Origin of the sequence: Aquipseudomonas alcaligenes NBRC 14159, from assembly GCF_000467105.1 — a bacterium.
GTDB classification, from domain to species: domain Bacteria; phylum Pseudomonadota; class Gammaproteobacteria; order Pseudomonadales; family Pseudomonadaceae; genus Aquipseudomonas; species Aquipseudomonas alcaligenes.
In genome coordinates, this window is the sequence record NZ_BATI01000094.1 from 1 (window position 1) to 2,085 (window position 2,085).

Consider the following 2,085-nt stretch of genomic DNA (forward strand, 5'->3'; position numbering starts at 1 on the left):
TTTCCCTAGCATGGAAACGATAGGTGCAAGCAAGTTAAGGGTTGCATCGCGCATGTCAATCTAGGCTATACCCTAACCGGACGTCAGGCAAGGCCGCTCCGAGTCGTCAGAATAGAGTGGTCTTTCGCATTCGTTGACACATGCCCGCGAAGGTCATAGATTTCAGCCTGACAGAAATGGGCTTTGAGGCACAACGGAACAGAAAGTGCACTTAAGCCGCCTTCAACCAAGGAGACATCGTGCAGGGGCACCGCATCGGCTACGTCCGGGTCAGCAGCTTTGACCAGAACCCGGAACGCCAGCTGGAACAAACCCAGGTGAGCAAGGTGTTCACCGACAAGGCATCGGGCAAGGACACCCAGCGCCCCCAGCTCGAAGCGCTGCTGAGCTTCGTCCGCGAAGGCGATACAGTGGTGGTGCACAGCATGGATCGGCTGGCCCGCAACCTCGATGACCTGCGTCGCTTGGTACAGAAGCTGACTCAGCGCGGCGTGCGCATCGAGTTCCTGAAGGAGGGCCTGGTGTTCACTGGCGAGGACTCGCCGATGGCCAACCTGATGCTGTCGGTGATGGGGGCCTTCGCTGAGTTCGAGCGCGCCCTGATCCGCGAGCGGCAGCGTGAGGGAATCGCCTTGGCCAAGCAGCGTGGCGCGTACCGGGGCCGCAAGAAAGCCCTGTCCGATGAGCAGGCTGCTACCCTGCGGCAGCGAGCGACGGCCGGCGAGCCCAAGGCGCAGCTTGCCCGCGAGTTCAACATCAGCCGGGAAACCCTCTACCAGTACCTCCGCACCCCGAATGTATGCTAGCAAAGAGTTTCATGATTACATTATAGGCCAAAAGAACTATGCGTCATTTCCTGAAATAATAGAATTCTACACAGGTATCGACCGGGACCGGGGTGACCTCTTAGAAAAACTAACAGATGACTTATCATCTGCATGTGACTTGGTAGATCAAAAGACAGGACTTCCTGCGGAACTAAATCCGTTAGCTTCTATTGAGTGGAGTCCTTCCGCAGAATCTATAGCCATTGCAAAAGAGGCTGTCAGCGAAAATATTTCAAATTCTAACCTTCCCGATACATTGAAAGATGACCACGCTGATAAAAATTATAATCAGCTAAGACCTTACGACCAAAGAATTCAATATATTATTGAAGAATACTCGCTTAGTGGTCTGATACAGAAGATAAAGGCTAGCTCGCGAGCGCTTAGGAATAGTGACTACGTAGATCCAGATATTAAGAGACTGTTGTTGAAGCAGATAACTCGTGGTTGGAAACAAGTTTCGCAAATACTGTTTGCACTTACGCCGCTTTTAGCATCGCAAGGGAAAGTTGCTTTCGAGGGCCAAGGTTTTATTTTGGAAGATGGGTTTGGCGACACAGTAGAAGAAAGAGTGAAAAAAATATTTTTGGCAAATCCTTATAATGTAGTAAGAATGTTCACGGGGGACCTATACTCAAATAAGATTGCACCCTTGCTTTATGACTGCATAGATTCTGAAAGCGACCAGCTTATCAGGCACAATCTAATTCTTATGGTTGTAAATGAAAGGCCTGCACATTGGAAATCCAATGTGGAAAGTTATATTTCATCAATCCCAAAAAACTCTTTTTACCTATACAATTTAGTTGGTACGCTTTCCAATAGGTATAAATATGACTTTGCGTCTTCAGCGGAATTGGGTGAAATAAAACACCTGCTGAAGTCAGGTTATGCAAAGCACGAGTTTGGTAAAAAACCCAGCCTCGTAGAAATTGGAAAAATCTCGAACAACGTAATACCCAAAAGAGTTTTTTCTGAAGAATAACATGGATCAAGGGGTAATTGGAGTCAGATGAACATTAAACATAGGGTGTTTATTATAGTCATGCTCTCAGTGGTAAGCAGTTGTGCTGCCGGACAGAAGGTCGGCGGCATGACTCCTCAGCAAGCTTTTAGTGATCCGCTAGTTGCTGAGTTGGTGGTAGCGGCTACTCAAAATGATTTTCAGAAAGTGGATGAAAAAGTCCAGGCTGGAGCTGACGTCAATACGATCGGTGCTGATGGGGTGACGCCGTTGATCTGGCAGGTTTATTTAAGG

At 48.4% G+C, this 2,085-nt stretch carries 3 protein-coding genes; all 3 read left to right on the forward strand.

All coding sequences use genetic code 11. The features are described 5' to 3' along the window. The first annotated feature begins 239 nt into the window (after nucleotides 1-239). A complete protein-coding gene (locus tag PA6_RS22160) occupies nucleotides 240-806 on the forward strand; it encodes a recombinase family protein (protein ID WP_021703192.1) in 567 nt (188 codons plus the stop codon). Beyond that, complete coding sequence (locus tag PA6_RS23695) at nucleotides 796-1,812, forward strand: hypothetical protein (protein ID WP_147289533.1); 1,017 nt, start codon at nucleotides 796-798, stop codon at nucleotides 1,810-1,812. The genes PA6_RS22160 and PA6_RS23695 overlap by 11 nt, the downstream gene beginning before the upstream one ends. A gap of 27 nt (nucleotides 1,813-1,839) precedes the next feature. Continuing rightward, a partial coding sequence (locus tag PA6_RS23700; protein WP_217997234.1) for a hypothetical protein occupies nucleotides 1,840-2,085 on the forward strand: 246 nt, incomplete at its 3' end.